This is a genomic window from Amycolatopsis cihanbeyliensis (assembly GCF_006715045.1).
GTDB classification, from domain to species: Bacteria; Actinomycetota; Actinomycetes; order Mycobacteriales; family Pseudonocardiaceae; genus Amycolatopsis; species Amycolatopsis cihanbeyliensis.
In genome coordinates this window covers 1575549-1597971 of record NZ_VFML01000001.1, presented here as the reverse complement: position 1 = coordinate 1597971, position 22423 = coordinate 1575549, and the positions used below count along the sequence as shown (strand labels likewise).

General features: G+C 69.3%; 22 protein-coding genes and 3 pseudogenes. 15 read left to right on the top strand and 10 right to left on the bottom strand.

Translation table 11 applies throughout. The annotated features are described in order from the left end of the window. Positions 1–103: 103 nt before the first annotated feature. Positions 104–1504 carry an MFS transporter gene (locus FB471_RS06960; RefSeq protein ID WP_141996521.1) on the bottom strand — a complete coding sequence of 467 codons (1401 nt, stop codon included), beginning with the start codon at positions 1502–1504 and terminating at the stop codon, positions 104–106. A 61-nt stretch (positions 1505–1565) separates the two neighbouring features. Here FB471_RS06960 and FB471_RS06955 point away from each other — a divergent pair, with 61 nt between their 5' ends. Then, a complete protein-coding gene (locus FB471_RS06955) occupies positions 1566–2225 on the top strand; it encodes a TetR/AcrR family transcriptional regulator (protein WP_141996520.1) in 660 nt (219 codons plus the stop codon). A gap of 197 nt (positions 2226–2422) precedes the next feature. On the opposite strand, the gene FB471_RS06950 is transcribed toward FB471_RS06955, so the two are convergent. Continuing rightward, positions 2423–2827, bottom strand: a complete 405-nt coding sequence (locus FB471_RS06950) for an arsenate reductase ArsC (protein WP_141996519.1) — start codon at positions 2825–2827, stop codon at positions 2423–2425. A gap of 106 nt (positions 2828–2933) precedes the next feature. Next, positions 2934–3578 (bottom strand): arsenate-mycothiol transferase ArsC, encoded by a 645-nt coding sequence (locus tag FB471_RS06945; protein WP_141996518.1) that lies wholly within the window; start codon positions 3576–3578, stop codon positions 2934–2936. 371 nt (positions 3579–3949) lie between these two features. Here FB471_RS06945 and FB471_RS06940 point away from each other — a divergent pair, with 371 nt between their 5' ends. From FB471_RS06940 to FB471_RS06900, 9 genes are all read left to right on the top strand, one after another. Beyond that, complete coding sequence (locus FB471_RS06940; RefSeq protein ID WP_141996517.1) at positions 3950–4924, top strand: PstS family phosphate ABC transporter substrate-binding protein; 975 nt, start codon at positions 3950–3952, stop codon at positions 4922–4924. Further along, positions 4921–5895: a phosphate ABC transporter permease subunit PstC gene (gene pstC, locus FB471_RS06935; protein WP_141996516.1), complete on the top strand. Its 975-nt coding sequence runs from the start codon at positions 4921–4923 to the stop codon at positions 5893–5895. The genes FB471_RS06940 and pstC overlap by 4 nt, the downstream gene beginning before the upstream one ends. A 5-nt stretch (positions 5896–5900) precedes the next feature. Then, entirely contained in the window at positions 5901–6791 is an 891-nt protein-coding gene (gene pstA / locus FB471_RS06930) for a phosphate ABC transporter permease PstA (protein WP_211357972.1), read from the top strand. 160 nt (positions 6792–6951) lie between these two features. After that, positions 6952–7722, top strand: a complete 771-nt coding sequence (pstB, locus tag FB471_RS06925; protein WP_142001638.1) for a phosphate ABC transporter ATP-binding protein PstB — start codon at positions 6952–6954, stop codon at positions 7720–7722. A 12-nt stretch (positions 7723–7734) separates the two neighbouring features. Further along, positions 7735–8526 carry a response regulator transcription factor gene (locus tag FB471_RS06920; protein ID WP_211357971.1) on the top strand — a complete coding sequence of 264 codons (792 nt, stop codon included), beginning with the start codon at positions 7735–7737 and terminating at the stop codon, positions 8524–8526. Between the two features lie 60 nt (positions 8527–8586). Continuing rightward, positions 8587–8997, top strand: coding sequence for an ArsR/SmtB family transcription factor (locus FB471_RS06915; RefSeq protein WP_141996514.1), 411 nt, complete (start codon positions 8587–8589; stop codon positions 8995–8997). 53 nt (positions 8998–9050) lie between these two features. Then, positions 9051–9371: an ArsR/SmtB family transcription factor gene (locus FB471_RS06910; RefSeq protein ID WP_246076272.1), complete on the top strand. Its 321-nt coding sequence runs from the start codon at positions 9051–9053 to the stop codon at positions 9369–9371. Continuing rightward, positions 9368–10447, top strand: a complete 1080-nt coding sequence (arsB, locus tag FB471_RS06905; RefSeq protein WP_141996512.1) for an ACR3 family arsenite efflux transporter — start codon at positions 9368–9370, stop codon at positions 10445–10447. The genes FB471_RS06910 and arsB overlap by 4 nt, the downstream gene beginning before the upstream one ends. Continuing rightward, positions 10444–11541, top strand: a complete 1098-nt coding sequence (locus tag FB471_RS06900; protein WP_141996511.1) for an ArsO family NAD(P)H-dependent flavin-containing monooxygenase — start codon at positions 10444–10446, stop codon at positions 11539–11541. Before arsB ends, FB471_RS06900 begins: the two co-directional genes overlap by 4 nt. A 90-nt stretch (positions 11542–11631) precedes the next feature. Here the strand turns inward: FB471_RS06900 and FB471_RS34005 are convergent, their stop codons facing one another. The 6 genes and pseudogenes from FB471_RS34005 to FB471_RS06880 all read right to left on the bottom strand — a co-directional run bounded on the left by FB471_RS34005 (position 11632) and on the right by FB471_RS06880 (position 16248). Next, a complete protein-coding gene (locus tag FB471_RS34005) occupies positions 11632–11877 on the bottom strand; it encodes an alkaline phosphatase PhoX (protein WP_170220632.1) in 246 nt (81 codons plus the stop codon). A gap of 35 nt (positions 11878–11912) precedes the next feature. Beyond that, a pseudogene (locus FB471_RS35470) lies at positions 11913–12080 on the bottom strand (alkaline phosphatase PhoX); the annotation flags it as partial. Positions 12081–12165: 85 nt separating this feature from the next. Further along, positions 12166–12261, bottom strand: a pseudogene (locus FB471_RS35465) (hypothetical protein); the annotation flags it as partial. 377 nt (positions 12262–12638) lie between these two features. Continuing rightward, on the bottom strand, positions 12639–13703 hold the full coding sequence (locus FB471_RS06890) for a flavin-containing monooxygenase (RefSeq protein ID WP_141996510.1): 1065 nt from the start codon (positions 13701–13703) through the stop codon (positions 12639–12641). Further along, positions 13700–14920: an MFS transporter gene (locus tag FB471_RS06885; protein WP_141996509.1), complete on the bottom strand. Its 1221-nt coding sequence runs from the start codon at positions 14918–14920 to the stop codon at positions 13700–13702. Before FB471_RS06885 ends, FB471_RS06890 begins: the two co-directional genes overlap by 4 nt. Beyond that, complete coding sequence (locus FB471_RS06880) at positions 14920–16248, bottom strand: FAD-dependent oxidoreductase (RefSeq protein WP_141996508.1); 1329 nt, start codon at positions 16246–16248, stop codon at positions 14920–14922. Before FB471_RS06880 ends, FB471_RS06885 begins: the two co-directional genes overlap by 1 nt. Positions 16249–16346: 98 nt before the next feature. Here FB471_RS06880 and FB471_RS06875 point away from each other — a divergent pair, with 98 nt between their 5' ends. Then, positions 16347–17195, top strand: a complete 849-nt coding sequence (locus FB471_RS06875; RefSeq protein ID WP_141996507.1) for a helix-turn-helix domain-containing GNAT family N-acetyltransferase — start codon at positions 16347–16349, stop codon at positions 17193–17195. Here the strand turns inward: FB471_RS06875 and FB471_RS35865 are convergent. Further along, positions 17084–17518, bottom strand: a pseudogene (locus tag FB471_RS35865) (ADP-ribosylglycohydrolase family protein); the annotation flags it as partial. The gene FB471_RS06875 and the pseudogene FB471_RS35865 overlap by 112 nt on opposite strands. Positions 17519–17900: 382 nt before the next feature. Here FB471_RS35865 and FB471_RS06865 point away from each other — a divergent pair. The 4 genes from FB471_RS06865 (at position 17901) to FB471_RS34505 (ending at position 22350) form a co-directional block, all read left to right on the top strand. Then, positions 17901–18452, top strand: a complete 552-nt coding sequence (locus FB471_RS06865) for a hypothetical protein (RefSeq protein ID WP_141996506.1) — start codon at positions 17901–17903, stop codon at positions 18450–18452. A 159-nt stretch (positions 18453–18611) separates the two neighbouring features. After that, positions 18612–19058, top strand: coding sequence for a hypothetical protein (locus tag FB471_RS06860; RefSeq protein WP_141996505.1), 447 nt, complete (start codon positions 18612–18614; stop codon positions 19056–19058). Between the two features lie 176 nt (positions 19059–19234). After that, positions 19235–19552: a hypothetical protein gene (locus tag FB471_RS06855; protein WP_141996504.1), complete on the top strand. Its 318-nt coding sequence runs from the start codon at positions 19235–19237 to the stop codon at positions 19550–19552. A 245-nt stretch (positions 19553–19797) separates the two neighbouring features. Continuing rightward, the gene (locus tag FB471_RS34505) at positions 19798–22350 is read left to right on the top strand and encodes a tryptophanase (RefSeq protein WP_211357970.1); all 2553 of its coding nucleotides are present in this window, start codon (positions 19798–19800) and stop codon (positions 22348–22350) included. Positions 22351–22423 lie beyond the last annotated feature (73 nt).

The following is a 22423-nucleotide window of genomic DNA, read 5'->3' as shown; positions in this document are numbered from 1 at the left end:
ATCGTACTGAGCGATTAGTACGGTCGCGGCGTCGGCTCGATCGACAACGGGAAACCGTGCGGTCACAGGGTCTCTCCTCCCATCCGGTCGGTGTCAGCTCATCTCAACCCGGTGGGCCGGAACCATCAACGGAATAAGTCGGAGCGGCGAGCAACGCGACCAGCCCCGCGCCGGCGAGCATGCCAAGGGCGACGATGCCCGCCTGGAACCCGGGCTGCCCACCGCCTGCGATGCTCCAGGCTAGGGCGGTCACCGCGGGGCCGATGGTGCTGCCTAGGGTGCGCGCGACGTTGGTGACACCGCTGGCGGTCCCGGTCCGCTCGTCGGGTGTGGCGGCGAGGATCAGGGTCATGGTGGGGGAGTTCGCGAGCGCGCCACCGACGCCGATCACCGCCATCCGCCAGGACAGCCCGACCACCCCGGTATCGGCCGCCATCCCGAGCAGGAGGAGCACCCCGATCAGCCCCACGGCAATGCCCACGGCAGCCACCGGCCGCGGCCCGTACCGGTCCGCGAGCACCCCGGCCACCGGCGCGACCACCGACGCGGTGGCGACGAACACCAGCATCGCCACACCCAGCAGCTCCGGGCCCTGCCCCAGCACATCGGAGATGAAGAACGGCAGCGAGAACCCGAGCAGCCCGGTCATCGAGGCCATCGCCAGCAGAGTTAGCACCGGCAGGCCGAATCCCCGCCGCCGCAGCAGCCCGGTCACCGGACGCGAGCCCGGCAGCCGGGTCCACCACGCGGCCGCGGCGACGGCGACGGCCAGCAGCGCCACCCCGACCGGCCACCGCCCAGCCAGTTCCTCCACGCCCAGCAGGCCGGCGGCGATGGCCACGCCCACCAGCAGCACGTCCCACAGCATCGAGCGATCAGGCCGGGCTGGCCCACGGCCACCGGCGCGGGAGTTCGCCGGGATCGTGCGGTATCCCAGCCAGAGCACGACCAGCAGCAGGGGCACCTTCACCAGGAACACCGCGCGCCACCCGAACGTCCCCGCCACCAGCCCGCCCAGCGGGGCCACGGCCATACTGCCCACCATCATCACGGTGGCGATCACACTCAACGCCCGCCCCCGCTGGCCCTGCCGGACCGTGGCCGTCACCAAGGGCAGATAGGCCGCCAAGTAGAGCGCCGAGGCGCACCCCTGCAGCACCCGACCCACCAGCACGAGCCACAACCACGGCGCCGCCGCGGCGAGCACACTGGTCACTCCGACCCCCACCAGCGATACGCCGAACACCCACCGCGGCTCGGCCGAGTCCACGCACCGGCCCACCGGGATCGCCAGCGCCGCCAGCGGCAGCGAGTACGCCAGCAACACCCACGTCGCCGTGCCCGCACCCACCCCGAACTCGGCGCCGACCAGGGGCAAGGCGAACCCGGCCATGCTCAACTCGCTGCTCACGACCAGCGTGGCGATCGCCAGCGTGGCCACCGCCGCCCACCGGGTCGGCCGCCCCGTCGCCAGTGGAGTCTCGGCCCCCGGTTCCGCCACCATGCCGACAAAGTACAATGATGATGGTAGTTTTGTAAAATATCAATTGTAGTTAGGTGTGGAGATGGACAGGCAGAGCGGCGGACGGCCCCGCGGGCGGGTGGACAAGCGCGACGCCATCACCCGCGCCGCACGCACCGTGTTCAGCCGGGAGGGCTACGCCCGGGCCGGTGTCGAGACGATCGCGGCCGAGGCCGGGGTGTCCACCCGCACCGTCTACAACCACTTCGAGGGCAAACAGCAGCTGTTCACAGCGCTCATCGAACACAGCGCCGGCCAGGTGGCGAAGGCCCTCACCACGATCATCGACCGGCACCTCGGCACCGAGTCCGGTACCGACCTGGACGCCGCCCTCATCGCGCTCGCCCAGGACTGGGTCAGCCCGGACGGCGAGTTCGCCGACCACTTCGCGATGGTCCGCCACCTCACCGCGGAAGCCACGACCCTGCCACCCGAGATCCTCGCCGCCTGGCACCAGGCGGGCCCGGAGCGCGCCCAGCAGGCGCTGGCCCGGAACTTCCAGCGCCTGGCCGACCGGGGACAACTCGACATCACCGACGCCGACCTGGCCGCAAGCCACTACATCTGGATCGTCCTCGGCGAGATCACCAGCCACCCGCAGACCGGCGCCCCACCACTGACCGAGGACCGCAAAACCGAACTCATCACCGCAGGTGTCCACGCCTTCCTGAACGGCTACCGGCCACGGCCCATCCGGCCATAGCGTCACCCGGAGGACGGCGCCCGCGCACAGAGCGGTTCATGCGTTGGCCGGGCCGTACAAGATCGGTACCTCGTGTGCGGCTGTCGCAGGTTCGAACCTCCGGCGGGACTACCAAAGGATGGGAACGGGGCTGACCAAGGACTCTTCGGCACCTTGGTGGTCGAGGCGAGCCTCGATCTTGCAAGCTCGCCGTCGGATCAGTTGTCGAGAAGTTCGGCGAGCAGGTGGCGGACGCGCCGGTCGATTTCGTCGCGGATGGGGCGGACGGCGTCGAGGGATCTCCCCGCGGGGTCGTCGAGTTGCCAGTCCAGGTAGCGCTTGCCGGGGAAGATTGGGCAGGCGTCGCCGCAGCCCATGGTGATGACGACGTCGGCGGAGGTGACGTCGTCGGTGGAAAGCTTCGTGGGCACTTCGGTATGGATGTCCAGGCCCCACTCGGCGAGTGCCGTGGCGGCGGCGGGGTTGACCTTCTCCGCTGGTTCGGAGCCCGCCGAGCGCACGGTGACCCGGCCGAGGGCGTGGTGCTGGAGGAGAGCCGCGGCCATCTGGGAGCGGCCCGCGTTGTGCACGCAGACGAACAGAACCTCGGGGGCATGGCTCACCAGGTACTCCTCAGCGTCGGTAGGGGACTGGCTTCTGATGATGCCTCCTCCGGGTGAACGGCCGGTGACGCCCGCCGTGGCCGCCTTGCCCAAGTCGTTCGTCGGGTCAGAACTCGCGGTGCAGTTCGGGCAGCAGGCCTCGGACGCGGCGGTCCAGGTCGTCGCGGATGTAGCGGACCTTCTCGATAGGGGCTTCGGCCGGGTCAGCGATGTCCCAGTCGAGGTAGCGTTTGCCCGGGTACACGGGGCAGGTGTCGCCGCAGCCCATGGTGATGACGACGTCGGCGGCGCGGACCATCTCGTCGGTCAACGGCTTGGGGTACGCCTCGGTGAGCCGGATACCGAGTTCCCGCAGTGCGCGGGTGATGGTGGCGGGAATCTCGCCGCGCGGCCGGGAGCCCGCTGAGCGGATGGTGACCCGGCCGAAGGCGTGATGTTCGAGCAGGGCCGCGGCCAGTTGGGAGCGGCCGACGTTGTGTACGCAGACGAACAGGACGTGCGGCACGGTGACGCGAACGAGGCCCTGGGCGTGGCCGTGGTCGACGAGTCGTTCCCTGGCGAGTCGCGCGGTCAGGGTGACCAGGTGCGTCCGGACGGTCGCATGCGCCTCGAGCAGGGCGTAGGTCTCGTAGACGAAGCGCGTCACCGTGCCGTGGCCGAACACGCCGTTGAAGGTGTCGGCGAGCTCGTCGGCGATCCGGTCCAGCTGGTCGGCGACGTGACGTTGGGGTGGGTTGCCCGCACGAGTCATGGCAGGTTCCTTCCGGGGATCCGACAGCCTGGATCGAGATTCACCGATTATCAGCACATCGGGTCCGGTCGTCCGTGTCAAGAGCTGGATCGACTTCGGTCGATTCAGGCTGGCGGTCACTCGTCCAGTCGGCTCACAGGTGGCGAGGTAGAGGTTCACAATCGTCCGGCTACGGGGAGATGTCGCCCGCGCACGAGATGTGGGCGCGTTTCGGCAGGTGGTCACCTGGAACGACTTTTTTCAATTGAGGCTCTGGTGCCATGTCACGTTCACCGGTCGTTCAGATCCAAATTGTTGGATCCAGGCGTCCCGCGAACGTGGGGTTCACGACCTTCCCGGCAGCGGGCCGGGACTGAAGCAGGAGGCACCTAGTGACCATCCGCCATTCGGAGCGGGCGCGCATCGCGGCCGTGGTTGTGGCAGCCGGACTGACACTGGCCGCATGTGGAGGCGGCGACGGTGGGTCCGGTGACGGTAACGGCGAGGCGTTGTCGGGGCCGGTGGTGATCGACGGTTCCAGCACGGTCGAGCCGCTGTCCTCGGCCGCCGCCGAGCTGTTCATGGGCGAGCACCCGGACACCAACGTCACGGTGGGCACCTCGGGCACCGGCGGTGGGTTCGAGAAGTTCTGCGCGGGCGAGACCGACATCTCCGACGCGTCCCGCCCGATCAGTGACGAGGAGAAGGAGGTCTGTGCCCAGAACGGCGTCGAGTTCAGCCAGCTGTTGGTGGCCAACGACGCACTGAGTGTCGTGGTGAACAAGGAGAACGACTGGGCCCAGTGCCTGACGGTCGAGCAGCTGAATACGATCTGGGCGCCGGACTCGACGGTGAAGAACTGGAACGAGGTGGATCCCAGCTTCCCGGACCAGCCGCTGGAGCTGTTCGGCGCGGGCTCGGACTCGGGCACGTTCGACTACTTCACCGAGGCGATCAACGGTGAGGAAGGCGCCAGCCGCACCGACTACAACCCGACCGAGGACGACAACGTCACCGTGCAGGGGGTGTCCTCGACCAAGGGGGCGCTGGGTTACTTCGGCTACTCCTACCTGGAGGAGAACGCCGACAAGGTCAAGGCGGTCGAGATCGACGGCGGCAGCGGGTGCGTCGCGCCGTCGCCGGAGGCCGCGCAGGACGGCTCGTACACGCCGTTGTCCCGGCCGCTGTTCATCTATGTCTCGAACGCGGGGCTGAGCAAGCCGCAGGTGGTGGCGTTCGCCGAGTTCTACCTGGAGCACAACACCGAGATCGTGGAGGCGGCCCGGTTCATCCCGCTCACGCAGGAACAGGTGCAGAAGGCACAGGCGGACCTGGAGGCGCTGAAGGCGAAGGCCGGCGGTCAATGACCTACAGCCCGATCACGGCGGGCTCCCCGGGCGCGGGGAGCCCGCCTTCGGCCGACGAGCCGATGGACCTGCGTGCCCGGCACCGGCGGGTCGGCGAGCGCTTGATCAAGGTGCTGCTGGCCGGCTCGGCGCTGCTGTCCGTCGCGGTCACCGCGGGTATCGCGGTGTCGCTGATTGCTCCGATGTGGACGTTCTTCGGCAATGTCGACATCGGCGAGTTCCTCACCGGAACGAGCTGGACGGCCGGGTTCGGGGACAAGTCGTCCTGGACGGACAAGGACTGGGGTGTGCTGCCCCTGGTGGTGGGAACGCTGTCCACGACGCTGATCGCGTTGCTGGTGGCGGTCCCGCTCGGTCTCGGCGCGGCGATCTACCTTTCGGAGTACGCGAACGCGCGTACCCGCCGGGTGCTGAAGCCGGTACTGGAGATCCTGGCCGGGGTGCCGACGGTCGTCTACGGCGTGTTCGCCCTGACGATGGTCACCCCGATCCTGCAGGAGCTGTTCGGTGCCCAGTTCTTCAACAACCTCGCACCCGGCCTGGTGATGGGTTTCATGATCGTGCCCACGGTGGCTTCGCTGTCCGAGGACGCCATGTCCGCGGTACCGGACTCCCTGCGCCAGGGCTCTTACGCGCTGGGCGCGAACCGGATGAAGACCACGCTGCGGGTGGTGTTCCCCGCCTCGCTGTCGGGCATCGTCGCCGCGGTCGTGCTCGGTCTCTCCCGCGCGGTGGGCGAGACGATGATCGTGGCGATCGCCGCGGGCACCCAGCCGCAGCTCACGTTCAACCCGCTGGAGGGGGCGCAGACGATGACCGGCTTCATCGCGCAGGTGGCCAGCGGTGACGCGCCGCAGGGCAGCCCCGTGTACTACTCGCTGTTCGCGGTGGGTGCCCTGCTGTTCGTCATCACCCTGGTGATCAACATGATCAGCATCGCGCTGGTCCGGAAATACAGGCAGGCCTACTGATGTCCATGACCGCCTATCCCGACACCGCGACGCGACTCGCCGGCGGGCGGCGTACCGATATCCGCTCGGCGGTCTTCGCGGCCGTGTTGTGGGCCTGCCTGGCCACCGCGTGCGTGTTCCTGCTGCTGGTGCTGGCGGCGATCCTGACTGAGGGCCTGGCGCGCTTCGACCTCGACCTGGTGGCCAACCAGCCGTCCAAGCTGAACCCGGAGACGGCGGGTGTCCAGTCGGCGATCCTCGGCACCCTGTGGGTGATGGGCGGCACGATCGTGCTGGCGCTCCCCCTCGGCATCGCGGCCGGTGTCTACCTCGAGGAGTACGCGGACAGCACGAAGTGGTGGAACCGGCTGATCGAGCTGAACATCCAGAACCTGGTCGCGGTGCCCACGATCATCTACGGCATTCTCACGCTGGCGTTCGTGGTGCGCAGCCCCCTCTCGGTCGGCGCGGTCGTGCTGGCCGGATCGGTGGCGCTGGCACTGTTGATCCTGCCGGTCATCATCATCACCACCCGGGAGGCGCTGCGTGCCGTGCCGAGGGAGATCCGGGACGCCTCGCTTGCGCTCGGCGCGACGGAGTGGCAGACCACCTGGCGGCAGGTGCTGCCCGCGGCGATCTCCGGCATCGCGACGGGCTCGATCCTGGCACTGTCCCGCGCGATCGGCGAGGCCGCGCCACTGATCCTGGTCGGCGCCACGGTGTTCGTCACGGTCAATCCGGACGGCGTTTTCGATCGCTACACCGTGCTGCCCGTGCAGATCTTCAACCTCGTGTCGCTGCCGGACGTGGAGTTCCAGGAGCTGGCATGGGCGACGATCCTGTTGCTGATCATCATCCTGCTGGCCATGAACGGGGCCGCGATCTGGCTGCGCAACCGGTTCCAGCGCCGCTGGTGACCACTACTTCTCGGGAAGGAACGACGGCATGACACGAGCGGAGCGTAGGAGCGTGAGCGGCGACCGGCGCGGCACGGAGACGGACGGGCAGCACCGGGACCTGCACTTCGACGTCTCGCACCACACCGTCCGGGACGTTCCCGGCACCGGGCCGGACGGCATGATCTCGGTCCGGGACCTGGGCGTCCGTTACGGTGGCTTCCTGGCCGTGGACGAGGTCGACCTCGACTTCGGCAGCAAGGAGATCACCGCGCTGATCGGGCCTTCCGGGTGTGGAAAGTCGACCGTGCTGCGCTGCCTGAACCGGATGAACGACCTGATTCCCGGCGCCACCGTGCACGGGCGGATCGGATACCACGGCGTGGACATCTACGGTCCTTCGGTCGATGTGATCGAGCTGCGGCGCCGGATCGGCATGGTGTTCCAGAAGCCGAACCCGTTCCCGAAGTCGATCTACGACAACGTCGCCTACGGGCCGCGGGTGACCGGGATGAGACCGGCCAGTATGGACGAGGTGGTGGAGAACGCGCTGCGTGCGGCCGCGCTGTGGGACGAGGTCAAGGACAAGCTCAAGCAGAACGCGGCGGGGCTGTCCGGCGGGCAGCAGCAGCGGCTGTGTATCGCCAGGGCGATCGCGACCTCACCCGAGGTGATCCTGATGGACGAGCCATGTTCGGCCCTTGATCCCATCGCCACGGCGAAGATCGAGGACCTGATGACCGAGCTGGCGACGACGTTCACCATCATCATCGTCACGCACAACATGCAGCAGGCCGCGCGGGTTTCGCAGCGTACCGCGTTCTTCACGGCGGAGGCCGACGAGCACGGGGAGCGCACCGGCCGCCTGGTCGAGTTCGCCACCACCGAGCACATTTTCGGTAACCCCACCGATGCGCGGACCGAGGCGTACATCACCGGCCGGTTCGGCTGAGGGAGCCGGGCAGTGGCGCACACACTGGCGCACAGCTGGGAATCCGACAACTCGCAGTTCCAGCTACGCAGGCGAGCCTGCCTGTCCGGGCGCGGCGGCGCCCCGGACCGGCTGGCCGTCCTGCTGGTCGAGGGCGACCCCGAGATCGCCCGTGCCCTCGTCGAGGCGCTCACCGGGCAGCCGGTGGAGACCCACCTGTGCGCTGAGCCGGCCAGGGCCCTGCTGGCGGTAGGCAGGGCGTGTCCGGACGTGGTCGTCCTCGGGCCCGCCACCGGGCTGCTGGGTGCCGAGGATTTCCTCACGCTCGTGCGCGAGGTTGACGGCGAGCTGCCGGTCGTCGCGGGCGCGGGGCCGGGGTCCGGTGATTTCGCCGCCCGCGCCGCCGAGCTCGGCGCGACCGCGGTCGTGCCCCGCCCGTATCACCCCAGGCAGCTGCTCGGCCTGCTGCGCTCCTTCGCGCCGCGGCCCGACCGTGTGGTCCTGCGCCCGCTGGGCATCGATCTCGGCCGGCTGCGCGTCGACGGCGCCGTACCCCGGTTCTGGCTCGACGGGCAGACCGTGCAGCTGCCTCCGATGGAGTTCCTGTTACTGCGCTACCTGGCCGAACGCGCCGGGGCCGTGCTGACCCGGCGGGAGCTCATCGCGGCCGTGTGGGGGGAGGGAGCGACCGCGCGAAGCAACACGCTCACGGTGCACATCATGCGACTGCGCAAGCGGCTCGGTGACGACGAACACGACCCGCAGTGGATCAAGGCCGTCCGCGGCCTCGGATACCAGTTCACCGTTCCACCGCGCGCCGAATAGGCAAGGCCGCGCGACGGCCGGGTTCACCGAATGTTCATTCGCCCTGATCATGATGTCATCATGGGCTGGGACACCGGGCATGTACGCGTGGACGAGGTGGGATCACTGGCCGTGTTACCGACGGGAGAAAGCATCGTCACCCTCGACGAGCTGGCCGAGTCGGCGTCGCTGTTCAAGGCGCTCGGTGACCCGGTGCGGGTGAAGCTGGTCGCCCTGGTCCGGAGGACACCGGACGGCGAGGCCTGCTTCTGCGATCTCGCCGACGAGTTCGACATGCCGCAGTCCTCCCTGTCGCACCACCTCAAGATCCTGGTACGGGCCGGGGTACTCGCCAGGGAGCGGCGAGGCACCTGGAGCTGGTACCGGATCCGTCCGGAACCCCTGGAGATCATGGAGACGCTGCTGCGCCCTGGCGGCCCGCTCCGTGAGCCCCCTGGCGATGTCGCCACGCAGCCGAACCGCTGCGACTGATCCCACACCGTGGTCGTCGGCCACCAGGTATGGTCCTGGCATATCATTCCCTGGTGATATCAGCCAGTGGTGATGTGTTTCCGATGGACGCCGTGCGGTTGCTGGCCGAGCCGCTGCGGGCGCGGATCGTCGAGTTGCTGGCCCGCGAGTCGCTGTGTACCTGCCATCTGGTGGCGGAGACGGGCGCGAGCCAGACGAACGTGTCCAACCACCTGCGGCTGTTGCGCGACGCCGGGGTGGTGACCGCCGAACCGTGCGGGCGCTACACCTACTACCGCCTGCGGCCCGAGCCGCTGCGCACGTTGGCCGCCGGGTTCGCCGGGCTCGCCGACATCGCCGAGGACAACGCCGAGACGAGGAGGCCCTGCCCGTGAGCCAGACCGTGGAGACCACGGCCGACCAGCCCGACGTGCTGCACCGGCTGTCCTTCCTGGACCGTTTCCTGCCGCTGTGGATCCTTGCCGCGATGGCCGCCGGGTTGGTGCTGGGCAGTGTGGTGCCGGGCCTGCAGGGAGCGCTGGACGCGGTGAAGATCGGGCAGGTCTCGCTGCCGATCGCGCTCGGCCTGCTGCTGATGATGTACCCGGTGCTGGCCAAGGTGCGCTACGACCGGCTGGACACGGTGACCCGCGACCGCCGCACCCTGCTGCTGTCGCTGGTGCTGAACTGGGTCGCGGGTCCGGCGCTGATGTTCGTGCTGGCCTGGCTGATGCTGCCCGACCTGCCCGAGTACCGCACCGGGCTGATCATCGTCGGACTGGCCCGCTGTATCGCGATGGTGATCATCTGGAACGACCTCGCCTGCGGCGACCGGGAAGCGGCCGCCGTGCTGGTCGCGCTGAACTCGGTGTTCCAGGTGATCATGTTCGGCGTGCTCGGCTGGTTCTACCTCGATCTGCTGCCCGGCTGGCTCGGCCTGGACACCACCAGCATCGACGTCTCGCCGTGGGAGATCGCCGCGAGTGCGCTGATCTTCCTCGGTATCCCGCTCGCCGCGGGCTACCTCTCCCGCAGGCTCGGCGAGCGCGCGAAAGGCCGCACCTGGTACGAGAACCGCTTCCTGCCGCGCATCGGGCCGGTCGCACTCTATGGCCTCTTGTTCACCATCGTCGTGCTGTTCGCGCTGCAGGGCGAGACCATCACCGCGCGCCCACTCGACGTCGCGCGGATCGCGCTACCGCTGCTGGCCTACTTCGCGATCATGTGGGCGGGCTCGTACGCACTCGGCCGCGCCGCGGGCCTTGCCTACCCCCGCGCCACCACGTTGGCCTTCACCGCGGCAGGCAACAACTTCGAGCTCGCCATCGCGGTCGCCATCGGCGTGTTCGGGGTGACCTCCGGCCAGGCACTCGCCGGGGTGGTCGGCCCGCTGATCGAGGTCCCGGTGCTGGTCGGCCTGGTCTACGTCAGTCTCTGGCTGCGCGGGAAGTGGGCCGTGCGCGCCCGATGACGCCGGTGGACGTGGTGGTCGTCGGCGCGGGCCAGGCCGGGCTCGCCGTCGGGTACTACCTGCGCCGCGCTCGCCTCGAGTTCGTCGTCCTGGATGCCCAGCAGTCACCGGGCGGGGCGTGGCGCCACGGGTGGGATTCGCTGCGGCTGTTCTCCCCGGCCAGGTACAGCTCCTTACCCGGATGGCCGATGCCGCCGTACCCGGGCGGTGGCTATCCGGCCGCCGGTCATGTCCGTGACTATCTCGCGGCCTACGAGCGTCGCTACGAACTGCCCGTGCACCGGCCCGTCCGGGTGGGTGCGATCCGGCGTGCCGGTGACCGCCTGGCGGTCGGCACCGACACGGGCACCTGGTCCGCTCACGCGGTGATCAGTGCGACCGGTACCTGGTGGCGCCCGTTCGTGCCGACTGTGCCGGGCGGCACGCTGTTCACCGGCCGCCAACTGCATACCGCGGGCTACCGCACCGCGGACGACTTCGCCGGGCAGCGGGTCGTCGTGGTCGGCGGGGGCAACTCGGGGGCGCAGATCGCGGCCGATCTGCACACGGTGGCCGCGGTGACCTGGGTGACGCGGCGGCCTCCCCGGTTCCTGCCCGACAACGTCGATGGGCGAGCCCTTTTCGAGATCGCCACGCGTCGCCGTCGCACCCTCGACGCGGGTCACCAGGACACGTCCGGAGTGGCGGGGCTCGGGGATATCGTCGTGGTGCCCGCGGTGCGCCGCGCCCGCGATGCCGGAGTCCTGCGGGCTCGTGAGATGTTCGCGCGCCTGGATCATGACGGTCCGGTATGGACGAACGGCGTCGCCGAGCCCGCCGACGCCGTGATCTGGTGCACCGGGTTCCGCCCGGCACTGCGGCATCTGGCGTCGCTGGGACTGCGTACCGAGTACGGCGTGCCCGCGACCGATGGCACCCGCGCGGTAGCGGAACCACGACTGCATCTGCTGGGCTACGGAGACTGGACCGGACCGGCGTCGGCGACGCTCGTCGGCGTCGGACCCACGGCACGGTCGGCGGTGGCCGAGATCGCGGCGCTGCCCGGTATCGGGGCGCGGTGGGCGGATGCGACCGCCGGACGGTCCCCGGGATGAGGGCGGGGTGGCCCCTTCGGAGCCACCCCGCGTCGACCAGTGTTCCCGGACTGATCAATCACCACCGGCCGTGCCGGCCGGAGGGTTCGGTTATCGCAGCCCGATCCGGCGGCAACCGGTCCGGGCCACGTTGACCACAGAGCGGCGGGCGAGATTGCCAGGTCCGTCCGGCCACACCGAGACCGGGTCCTCGACGCTCGCGCCGTCGACCTCGCCGGGATGCTGCACCGCGACGACCACCCGCCGGTCCTCCACGATGGGGCCGCAGGTCTCGGCTCCGACCGGGACGGTGAGGAACTGTGTGACCCGGCGCCTGCTCGGGCCGTCGACCGCCACGCGAAGTACTGGTTGAAGTTCTCCGCACCGGACAGCACGGTCCGCCACGGCGTTTCCCCACCGCCGCAGTTGTTCAGGGCGCCCAGCACGGACCTGCCGGTGGGGTCGGCGGTGGTCTCGAGCAGGTCGCTGCCCGCGGCGGGCCCGGTGACCTCGCACGGGGTGGTCGTGGTGATCCGCCGGTTGAGCCGGTGCCCGGCCACCGGAGTCAGCGACCCCGTCGCGGCGATGCACGTCCAGGACGACGACCGACATGCCGTGCGCGGCCCAGGCGATCTCCACCTGTTCGCGGGTCGGGTTGTCCCGGTCGTAGCCCGCGAACATGGGTTCCTCGTCGGTGTACTCGTGGTTCGCGACCAGTACCCGCCGGTTCCACTCCCACAGCAGGTCCAGCAGCGCCAGGTAGCCGCAGTTGTAGCCGAACTGCCCAGCCCGCCGACCGGGTGCCGCGCGTCCGGATCGAACGGTGGGGCGGCACGGATGGGTCGGGTGCCCCGGGCGGCCACGTGCCGCCCGGCGTCGCGACCGCGGCTCCGGATACGGTCCCGGCAGCCCCGACGGCCAGGGCTACCACCGCACCCGCGCGCAGCAGCGAGTGACGCGAGACGGCACCGGCGATCACGTCGCCGAGGTAGGGGTTGTCCGAGGTGTTCGGCGCGGGATGGGCGCACGCGTTACCGCAGCGGTATTCGCAGGTCAGCGCGGCACGACCGGTCGGGCGGTGGTGGGCGAGCAACGGCAGCGGCCCGGTCTGCCTGCGGTCAGGCCACCAGGTCACCAGCCTTGTGCACGTGGGCGGCCAGTGCGGCGGTGACGTGCTCGGCGTCGCGGTGCACGCCGCGCAGGGTGTTGGAGGCGAAGGAGCGTTGGAACTCCAGCCCCACGTACACCAGGCCGGGGTGAGTGGTGGAGATGCCGCCCGCGTGCGCCGGGTGCCCTTCGGTCAGGGCGCCGAGCGATTCGAGGTAGTCCAGATGCGGGCGGTAGCCGGTGGCGAGCAGGACGGTGTCCACCCGCTCCCGGCCGCCGTCCGGCCAGACGACGTGGTCGCCGTCGAAGCCGGTGAACATCGGGCGGCGGTCCAGTTTCCCGGTGTCCAGGGCGTGCTGGTAGCTGCCGGTGTCCAGCACCAGCGTGGTGGTGACCAGTCGGGCCAGCCATGCCGGGGGCAGGTCGTCGAAGCCGGTGTGGCGCAGCCAGTAGTGCAGGTCCCTGCCCTGCTGGCGCTGCGGGACGAAGGCGAGCGGATGCCGGGTGGCGAGGGTGACCCGGGCGACGTCGGCCAGTTCGTAGCCGATCTGGATCGCCGAGTTGCCCGCGCCGACCACGACGATCCGCTGCCCGGCGAAGGGCGCCGGATTGCGGTAGTCCGCGGAGTGCAGCAGGCGGCCGGTGAACTCGTCCTGACCGGGCAGCACCGGCAGGTGCGGGTTGCCGAACGAGCCGCTGGCCGCGACCACACCCGCGGCGGGCCATGTCTGGCCGTGCGCCGTCCGCACCACGAACCCGCCACGGTCGTCGGTGGCGACCTCGGTGGCCCGGGTGTGGGTGCGGATCTCGACGTCGAGTGCGGCGGCGCGGTCACGTAGGTGATTGGCGACCTCGTCCCGGGTGGGGTAGCGCTCGGGGTCGCCGGGGAACGGTGCGCCGGGCTGGCCGCTGTAGCCCGCGGGGGAGAACAGGGAGAGGCTGTCGTAGTAGTGCGGCCAGGACCCGGCCGGTTCGGGCCCGGCTTCCAGTACCACCGGGGTCAGGCCGTGGAGCTGGGCGGCGCGGGCGGCGGCGAGGCCGGACTGGCCGCCGCCGATGATGATCACGTCGTTCATGGTGTCCTTTCCGTCGAGGATGGTGTGGCGGCCAGCCCGAGCGCGGAACCGCCGAGGGCCAGGGCGGCGAGTACGAGGAACATGGGGGAGTAGCCGCCGGTGAGGGCGGCGATGCCGGCACCGGCCCACGGGGCCAGTGCGACGGTGATGGTGAGTGGCGCGGACAGGATTCCGGTCAGCTGCCCGTAGTGGGTGGCTCCCCACCGGTCGGTCACCGCGGTGGCTTGCAGCAGGGTGAGGATGCCCCGCGCCATGCCGGCGACGACGGCCGCGACGATGAGTGCGGTCACGGAGGTCAGCACGCCCAGCAGTGCCGTGGTGATCGCCACCGCCGCCAGCACGACCACGGTGCGGGCACGCACGTTCAGCCACCGAACCAGCGGCGCGTAGCCGAGGCGGCCGAGTACCTGGCCGAGTCCGCCCAGGCCGAGCGCGACGGCCGCCGTGCCCGCGTCGACGCCCCGCTCCAGCAGCAGCGGCACCAGGTTGATCACCACGGCGAACGTGGCGAACGCCGTCAGCGCCAGCGCCGCCACCAGCACGATGAAGGGGCGGCTGCGCACTACCCGTCCCGGTGGCTGCCCTGCCGGGCCCTGAGCGTCCTCATCGGATCGTGGCCAGGGGCCGCGCAACCCCCAAGCGTGCCCGATGATCGTGATCAGGCCGAGCACGATGGCGAGCACGAGGTAGACCTGGCGCCACTCCAGCCGGGCCGCGAGCGCGGCCGTGAGCGGCGCGAACACCGTGCTCGCCAGGCCCGCCGCCAGGGTGAGCACGGTCAGGGCCCGTACCCGATGGGGTCCGTACCAGCGGGTCAGCGCCGCGAACGCGGGCGGGTAGAGCACGGCCCCCATGGCCACCCCGGCCAGCAGCCACGCACCGGCGAACCACGCCAGGTTCGGCGCGGCGGCGATCGCCAGCACGGCGGGTACCGCCAGCACCGACCCCGCGGTCATCACCGCCCGGGGGCCGTGCCGGTCGAGGACGCGGCCGACGGGAATGCCGACCAGCGCCGCCACGAGCTGGCCTGCGGAAAACGCGGCGATCAGCCACGCCAGTGGCCACCCGGTCGCCGCGCTGATGTCGGTGGCCAGCACCGGAAACGCGTAGTACAGCACGCCCCAGCTGGTCACCTCGGTGACGCACAGGGTGGCCAGCACCCGGCTCAGCCCGGCCCGGTTCAGCGAGCCGGGCCGCGCCGCCGTGGACAGTGCCATCAACGAGCGCCCGAGGACGCCGGGGGGCCGATCGGCTCCGGCTCACTCGCGCAACACCCTCCGGCCGCCGCGGCCTCCGGCTCGTCGACCAGCCCGGCCCCGCCGCACACCCCGGTCTCGGGCAGCACCAGCTCGACTCGCTCGGCCGCGGAGCGGTCCCCGGCCAGCGCGGCGACGATGCTGCGCACCTGCTCGTACCCGGTCATCGCCAGAAATGTCGGTGCCCGCCCATAGCTCTTCATCCCGGCAAGGAACACCCCGGATTCGGGGTGGGAGAGCTCGCGCACGCCATGCGGGTAGACGGTGCCGCAGGAGTGCACGTTCGGGTCGATCAGCGGTGCCAGCGTGGTCGGCGCCTGCAACGTGGCGTCCAGCTCCAACCGCAGCTCGGACAACCAGGAAAGGTCGGGCCGGAACCCGGTCAACGCGACCGCCTCGTCCACGCCCTCGATCCGGTCGCCCGTGGCGGACACCAGCGCCAGCCGCCCGCCAGGCTCGAGCTCCACGGTCTCGGTGCGGAACCCGGTCACCACTCGCACCTGCCCAGCCGCCACGGCCTGCTTCGCCCGCAGCCCCAGCGCCCCCCGCGCCGGGAGCTGGTCGGCCTCCCCGCCGCCGAACGCGTCACCGACCGCGCCTCGGCGCAGCACCCAGCTCACCCGCGTCCCGCTGCCCGCGAGCCCGGCGAGCCCGACCAGCGCCGTCAGCGCCGAATGCCCGCTCCCGGCCACCACCACGTGCCTACCTGCGTGCCGCTCACGCGTCTGTTCGACGGTCAGGTCCGGGACCCGGTAGGTCACCCGTTCGCCGGCCACCCGCTCACCCGGTGCGGGCAAACCATCGGCACCAAGCGGATTCGGGCTCCCCCAGGTACCCGACGCGTCGATCAACGCCCGCGCCGCCAGCAGCTCCACACCACCATCGGAACGTCTAATGTGGACTGTCAGTGGCTCAGTGTCCCGGCCCGCGTCCACCACCCGATCCCGGCCACGCCGCGCCACCCCGACAACCTCCGCACCGCACCACACCCGTTCACCCAGTGCCGCCGCGAGCGGACGCAGGTACGAGTCGGCCCACTCGGCCCCGGTCGGGTACACCGCACCGGACGGTCGCTCCCACCCGGTGTCGGCGAGCAATCGAGCGGCGGCCGGGGCAATCAGCTCCGACCAGGGCGAGAACAACCGGACATGGCCCCACTCGGCCACTGCCGCTCCCGCCCCGTCACCGCGCTCCAGTACCACCGGCTCGATCCCGCGCTCGACCAGTTCGGCCGCCGCGGCCAGCCCCACCGGGCCCGCGCCCACCACCGCCACAGGCAATTCACCCATCACTACCACCTTTCATCGATCACGAACGATAGAGTTAAGGTGAATGTATCGATGGAGTTCGATTGACGCAACCATCGAGTCCGGTCGATAATGAGGGCATGACGATCACCGCGCCGCTCCTGGCCGAGCCCGAGGCCGCCACCTACGCCGGGTGGTTCGCGTGCCTGGCCGAGCCGACCCGGGTGCGACTGCTGCACGCGGTGGCCACCGCCCCCGGCAACATCACCGTCGGCGCGCTCACCGAGCAGCTCGGCATCAGCCAGTCCACCTGCTCGCACCACGTCCGCAAGCTCGCCGACGTGGGCTTCCTGCACCTGCACAAGGACGGCACCACCACCCGGGTCTCGATCAACGAGAACTGCTGCGCCGGGCTGCCGCACGCCGCCGACGCGGTGATGGGCCTACTCGCACCACGGCCGTGCTGCCCGGAAGACACCCCGGCCGACGTCCGCATCCGAGCGTTGCGCGCCGAGGATTGGCCGGCCGTGCGGCGGATCTACGGCGAGGGCATCGCCACCGGGATCGCCACCTTCGACACCACCGTGCCCAGCCGCGCCACCCTGGACGCCCAGTGGCTGCCAGGACAACGCTGGGTCGCCGAGATCGATGGCGAGATCGTCGGCTGGGCAACGTTGAGCCCCGCGTCCACCCGCGCCTGCTATTCCGGCGTCGCCGACAGCTCGGTCTACGTCGCCGCCGACCACCGTGGCCGTGGCGTCGGTAAGGCACTCATCCGCCAGCAGGTCGTCGAGGCCGACTGCGCCGGGTTCTGGACTCTGCAAACCTCGGTGCTCACCGAGAACCGCGCCGGCCTCGCCCTGCACCGCAGCGCCGGCTACCGCACCGTCGGCGTCCGCGAACGCATCGCCCAACGCAACGGCACCTGGCACGACACCATCCTCCTCGAACGCCGTGCCGATGCCGTAGCCAGACCACACAGCCACTGACCGAGCAGTGCCGTCCCGACCTCGACCCTGGTTGTGGAGCAGCCGGTCGGTGGCCTCGAGACGCGCGATCCAGGTGTTGGGCAGGGTGGTCGTGCCGTTGCTGGCCCGGGGAGGACACAGGCCATGGCGATGATGGTGTCGGTGTCTCTTCCGGCCCGAACGGCGTAGCGGATGGTCTGGGCGGCGTCACCGGGGTGGGTCAGGAACGCCGTCAGCGCGGTCGGGACCGATTTCGGTGCCGAAGCGTCGTTGCCGAGTGCGTGTGCGGTGTGTCCGGCGTCAGTATCGCTTCCGGCGAGCTCGGCGATCCGGTCGAACCTCTCGTGCCAGGCACGTGAGCGTTACCGCCCGGGCGAGGTAGGTGGCCGCGGCCTGGCAGGCGGCCCCGTGCTGGCTGTGCTTTGTGGGAGTGGGTCGGCTCGGCACTGCGCCGGCCAGTTTCCGCGGCGTGGTGCAAGGCGGGTCCTTGGCCGGGTGGCATGGGCAAGCACGTCATCGGCGCGGCTGACGACAGCCAAGACGTCGCGGATGCGGCGCATCTTGGCCAGCGTGCGGACGAGCGCGATGTGCAACATCGCCTACTCATTCGGTCGCAGGGAGCCGGTCGGCGCGCAAGCCGAGCTCGACTACTAGGTCGGCTCCGGCGGCGCGGCACACGCCGCCCGAAGTGCCACCGCAATTCACGATAAAGGAAAGGGATCAGCCATGCCCAAAACAACCGAGAACTACTCTCCACTGTACATCCTGTATGAGGTAGCCAGCTTACTGAAAGGAGTCTTTCAGCGACTTGACTGGGCAGAAGACGAGATTCGTGAGGCTATGAGGCGGCATTCGTCTGAACGCGACCTCCTCTACCACAGCGTTCCGCTTCTCGCGGCGACGCACAGACTCATGGCCACCGAGTTCGTCTACCGGTCGCACTGCCGCGAACTCCTGGAGCGCCTGGTGAACGACGCGGACACGCGGCCGGGCACCGCGGCGGAAGCGTGCTGCCTGTGCAGCGATCTCAGTCTGCGTGCCCCGCTGCGGTCACCTGTCGCGGGCCTGTGCTTCCGCATTTGGGCCACTGCGTTCCCCGGCAATCCACTCGACGATGACAGCCGCCAGCATCACGAAGCGCTGGAAGGGCCGACCATCGACGACATCGAAGTGATCGCACGGCGCAAGCTGGCCGTCAAGAACCGCAAGCTCGGCGAGATCACCTGCGACGGTCGCCACGACGGCGACATCGTCCAATGCAAGTACGCCGGAGCATGAAACAGCCGGTCCCGAGCGTGCCAGCGAAACCGTGCCACGAGTAGCCGGGCCCCGCTGATCGTCTCTCGGCGAATGGGCCCGGCCGCCGACTTTGGTGCTGTCGCCATCCCTCCGCCGCACGAATACCCATCCGCAGAACAACAACGCACGGAGGGTGGAATGGAGAGGAGTGCACCCGACGCCTCCACTCACGTCGACACCAACCCGATCCGCTACACCGAGCTGATGCCGTATGCGTGGTCGTACGGCATGGGAGCAGAGTCAACCGCCGCGATATACCGGATGCTCACCGACCCCGCCGCCCGACCTGACACGACCGCACGCGACTACTCCAACCTGGTCGTTTTCGTCACACAGACCGGGGATGAATGGAGCACCACCGGCAAGCTCGCCGAGCGGCACATCCTTCCGTTGCTCCGTAAGCACAACGTGCGCTTGGTTGAGGTCGCCCGCAAGGGTCCGACCAAAAAGGACAGTGCCGCGATCCTGCAAGAAACGCGCCAACCGTACCGACTGCACCTGGAGGGCGCCTACAAGCGCTCGCACGAGAACCGGGCAATGGAACGGGTCCGTCCGCTGAACGTGCGAGTTAGTTACGGAATGTAGACAGTTGATCATTGTCAGTGTGAGCTGTTCGAGTGTTTCCAGCCTTCGGACTGGTCAGCCTCGTGCGTTCGGGGTTTAGGCTCGTTGGGTGCGGGGAATGACGGAACGGCTTGAGGAAGCCTGGACTAAAAACTGGTTACTCCGTCTTCGGTAGGTGAAGGGGTGTGGTGGGGTCGATGATGCTTGCCAGTGGCCTGAGCGGCTGGGGGTGGCTAGGGTTGAGGGACCTTTCCTTTCCGGGACAAGCGTTTGATGTTTCCTTATGCCGCTTGCCGGGCGGCAGCGACTGCTGGGCGATGGTGGGCGGCGACGCCCGCCAGCTCAACTACTACGGGATGACCGGCTCGTTCTCCCGGCCGGTGATGTCGGGACGGCTGTCGTTCGCGTTCGACCTGCGCGGGCCGACCCGACGATCGACACGTCGCGCGCTACTTGCGATCGGGCGGCGCACTGGTGCCGGCAACGCCGACCGGATCCGGGTCGTGAAAGCGTGAACGGCTGGCCGGTTCCGGTGGCAGGAGCTTGCGACGGTGTGGCCCGGCAAAGCGACCAGCGCCGTATGGAACGAGTTCATGATGAGGCTTCACGGTGCGACGTGGAAGAAAGTATCTGGGATACGACGTACTTGTGTGCCGGGAGCCGGTACGTGACACCGGCGGCATGGCGGTCGTCGGCGGCGGGCCAGCTCTCGAGCTGATGGAAGGAAGCTCCCATGAGCGTGTCAGGTTACCCAGGGTCCATGGATTCCTCAGCTGATGTGCGCCATCCCGCGGAGCCCTGGCGGATCAAGAGCATCGAGTCCATTCGTCTCACAAGCGCCGAGGAGCGCAGAGCAGCTCTGTCGGCGGCCGGCTACAACGTGGGCCTGCTGCCGGCAGAGCTGGTGTACATCGACCTTTACACCGACTCGGGGACCGGCGCGATGTCGGACCGGCAGTGGGCTGCGGTGATGCTCGGTGACGAGTCGTACGCGGGCTCGCGGAGCTTCCACCGCTTCGAGGCGGCGGTGCGTGACTACTACGGCTACCCGCATGTGATACCCGCTCACCAGGGGCGGGCAGCGGAGCACATACTCTCGCGCTGTCTCATCCGACCGGGCCATCACGTCCCGGGCAACATGTACTTCACCACCACACGCGAGCACCAGGAGCTCAACGGCGGGGTTTTCCACGACATCGTCATCGACACGGCCCATGACCCGGATGTGGACTTGCCGTTCAAAGGGAATGTTGACCTCGCCAAGCTGGAGCGGCTCATCGACGAGGTGGGGGCCGAGCAGATTCCATACGTTTCGCTGGCCGCGACGGTGAACATGGCCGGAGGCCAGCCCATCAGCATGGCCAACCTCGCGGAGGTCCGTGAACTCACCTGCCGCCACGGGATCCCGATCATCCTTGACGCGGCGAGAGCGGTGGAGAACGCCTGGTTCATCAAGCAGCGCGAGCCGGGCTGGACCGAGCACTCGGTGGCAGCCGTCCTGCGGGAGATGTGTGAGCTGACCGACGGCGCCACAATGTCGGCGAAGAAGGACAGCTTCGCCAATATCGGCGGTTGGCTTGCTGTGCGCGATCCAGCACTCGCCGAGCGGGCACGCAATCTGGTCGTTGTCTACGAGGGACTGCACACCTACGGCGGGATGGCCGGCCGTGACCTGGAGGCGACGGCCCAGGGCATCGAGGAGTCCGTCCAGGAGGACAGCATCCGCACCCGCGTCCAGCAGGTGGCCTATCTAGCGGACCGGATCGCCGCAGCGGGCGCGCCGATCGTACGCCCGGTGGGCGGGCACGCCGTGTTCCTCAACGCGACCGCATTCCTGCCGGGGGTGCCCCGCGAGCAGTTTCCCGCGCAGACGCTGACCTGCGCGCTCTACCTCGACGCCGGGATCAGGTGCACGGAGCGGGGAGCGGTGTCGGCCGGGCGGGATCCGGTCACGGGCGAGAACCGGTATCCACCTCTCGAATTGGTCCGGCTCACCATCCCGCGCCGCGCCTACACCCAGAGCCATATGGATGTCGTAGCCGACAGCGTCATACGACTGTACGGGCAGCGAGGGGAGCTGCGGTCGGGCGTGGAGTTCACCCACGAGCCTGAGACGCTGCGCTTCTTCCAGTCCCGGTTCCGGCCGCTGTCGAGCGAACCGCTTTTCGGCGAGGTCGCGCGACACCCCGCAGAACCCGCAGGGGACGAGCGAGGCAACTCGTCCTTCCCTTCCCTCGTGGTCGATCGTCGTGCCTCTCAGGAGTTTTCCATGCCGCAATCGCGCGAAGACATCTCACCGCTGCTGCCTACCCCTCTCATGCAGCTCGCCACGGGGTTCTGGAGCTTCAAGACCTATGCGGGTGCTATCGAAATCGGCCTGTTCGATCTGTTGGCCGGAGGACGTGAACTGACCATGGAGGAGGTGTCAGCCGAACTGGGGATCGCCCACCGCCCGGCCGACCTGCTCCTGGCTGGCTGCGCATCGTTGGGCCTGCTGAACAAGTCCGGTGCCCGGTACCGGAATTCGGAACTCTCGGAGGAGTTCCTGGTCAAGGGGGCGCCCTACTATTTCGGCGGGTTCGTCCGCTACCTGGACCGCCGGGAGTATCCTGCCTGGCAGTCCATTGTCGAGGCGCTTCGGACAAACCGTCCCCTCACCTGGACCCCGGGCACGCAGGAGTCGCTGTTCGACACCGGGGACCCGGAGACGCTGCAGCTGTTTTGGGACTGCATGTACTGCATCTCCACCTTCACGGCGCGCGCGCTCGCCACGGTCTATGACCTCACCCGGCACACGCGGCTGTTGGACGTGGGTGGCGGCGCCGGCGCCTTTCCCATCGAGTTGTGCCGTCGCTTCGGTCACTTGAGCGCGACGGTCTTCGAACTGCCGCACGTGGGCGATCTGGCGCGCCAGAAGATCACCGCCGCCAATATGGACGGTGCCGTCGATGTGGTCGCCGGTGACTTCATCTGCGACCCCGAGCTGCCCCGCGGCTACGACGCCATCATCCTGAGCATGATTCTTCACGACTGGGACGAGGAGACCTGCCGGACACTGCTGCGTAAGTGCCGAGCCGCTCTTCCCCCGGGCGGTGCCGTGCTGATCTGCGAGCTCCTGCTCAACGACGAGCGGACCGGCCCACCGGCTGCGGCCTTGATGGGGATGAACATGCTGGTGGAGACGGAGGGCGGCAAGAACTACTCGGCCGCAGAGTACCGCGGCTGGCTGCAGGAGGCAGGCTTCGCCCGCGTGGAGGTGATGCCCATCGAAGCGGCCGGCGCCAACGGCGTCGTCGTCGGCCACCTCAGCTGACTACGGACGTGGGCACCAAAGCTGTTTCCCGGAGCGGCAGAGTCTTCAAGCCGTGGCCCCTACTTAAGGAGTT